A 1,957-nucleotide genomic window follows, 5' to 3' on the forward strand; every position below is an offset into this window, starting at 1 on the left:
GTAATCGTGACATTGATGATCCTGTTGCTCGCCACTACGGCCATGTTTGCAGCAGGAACCAAGGAAGAGGGCGCGAAAAAAGATGTGACCCTTTCGGTATTGTGGTTCAATGACGCCAATGAGTCCGATGTCTTTCTGAAGACCATGGATGACTACCTGAAGGCCAACCCCCATGTGAAGCTCGATCTCCAGATTGTCGCCTACAACGAGTATGACCAGAAACTCAAGCTGATGATCAGCGGCGGCAACCCACCCGATCTGGCCCGTATCACCACCAACACCCTGTCGGTGGTTGTCGACAGCCTGGAGCCGATCGAGAACCACGTAGCCGATGTTGAGGCAGTGAAGAAGCAGTATTTGCCTTCGATGGTAGCTTTTGCCACCAACAAGGAAGGCAAGTTCATCGCCTACCCCACGGAAGCAACAGCCAACGGCATGCTGGTCAACAAGACTGCTTTCGACAAGGCCGGCATCGATGTGGATGAAGTCAGCAAGACATGGACATGGAGCGAATGGGAAACCATCGTCAAGAAGGTTATCGCAGCCAATCCTGCCATGAAGTACGGCCTGGCCGTCGACTTCACCCCGCACCGCTTCTCCACCCTCATGTACCAATGGAATGGACGCTTCCTCAATGAGGATCAGTCGAACATCAAGTTCAACAATCCCGGTACCATTGCAACCCTGAAGTGGTTCAAGCACCTGCACGACGAAGGTTTGGTACCCAAGAGTGTATGGCTCGGTTCCGAGAACCCTGCCGAGCTCTTCCAAGCGGGCCTTGTTGCCGGTCATATCGGCGGCAGCTGGAACATCAACACCTACAACAAGAACGTGAAAGACTTTGAATGGAAGGCTGTGCGTATGCCCAAGGGCGCTATCAACTCGTCGGTTCCCGGCGGAAAGTTCGTTGCCTCCTTCAAGGGAGCAAAGAATCAGGAAGAAGCATTCAAGCTCATGGCCGCCTTCGCTGACAAGGCTCACAACGAGATGTACAGCCGCGACACCTTCAACATTCCTTCACGCAACGATGCACAGGTCACCTATCCGTCCAACAGCGGCGACTTTGAGGTCTTCCTCGAAGAACTGAAGGTCACTCCGGCCTACACCGCCAACGAATGGAAGAATACCAACCTGAGCAAAGTTACCACCTACATCCGCGAGCAGATTGTGGAAGTGCTGCTTGGCAACATCACCGCCGAACAGGCTGCAATCAATGTTGACAACAGAGGTGCAACCTTCTTCAAGTAAGGAGACAGTTGGAAATCGGCTCCTCCACCCAGGGGGAGCCCGATCCTTCAGACCGGCAGGGCTGCCTGCCTTTAGGAATTCCTATGAAACGACATACCAAGGGAAACTTTCATCAAACAGCAGCCCCGCTGCTCTTCCTGCTTCCCAATATTCTCATTTTCGGAACCTTCATCATCATCCCGGCCATCCAAGGCCTGAGGATGTCCTTCACCGAGTGGGGTGTGTTCACTACCCCGAAATTCATCGGCTTTGACAACTTTATTGAGCTGGCCGGTGACGAAGTTTTTTGGAAGACGTTCAACAATACGATTGTCTACTCCTTCTTCACCGTTGCCCTGATCATGGTCTATGCCTTGGCATTGGCCCTGCTGCTGTATAAGAACGTCCTCAAGGGTGAGAAAATCTTTCGATCCCTCTTTTATATACCATCCCTCTTGAGTATGATCACCGTCGGTATCGCCTGGCGCTTCATTCTCGGTGATGAGATGGGAATCATCAACTACCTGCTGCGCAGTATGGGAGGCGATGGAATCCGCTGGCTGACCGACGGCAAGCTGGCGATGGTCTCCATCATCGCAGTCTCCATCTGGGCGCAAGCCGGTTACTACATGGTGGTGCTCATTGCGGGGTTGCAGGCCATTCCCATCGAACTCTACGAAGCTGCAAAAATCGATGGGGCATCTGCTCCGAAGACCTTTACTTCCATCAC

At 52.9% G+C, this 1,957-nt stretch carries 2 protein-coding genes; both read left to right on the forward strand.

Features of this window, described 5'->3' with window-relative positions; genetic code table 11:
• On the forward strand, window positions 1-1,248 hold a 1,248-nt coding region (locus B3F49_RS05095), incomplete at its 5' end, for an ABC transporter substrate-binding protein (protein WP_293909444.1).
• An 83-nt stretch (window positions 1,249-1,331) separates the two neighbouring features.
• Window positions 1,332-1,957 (forward strand): carbohydrate ABC transporter permease (locus B3F49_RS05100; protein ID WP_293909452.1); only part of this gene is annotated, 626 nt, incomplete at its 3' end.

This window comes from Sphaerochaeta sp. UBA5836 (assembly GCF_002432845.1).
In the GTDB taxonomy this organism is placed as follows: Bacteria; Spirochaetota; Spirochaetia; order Sphaerochaetales; family Sphaerochaetaceae; genus Sphaerochaeta.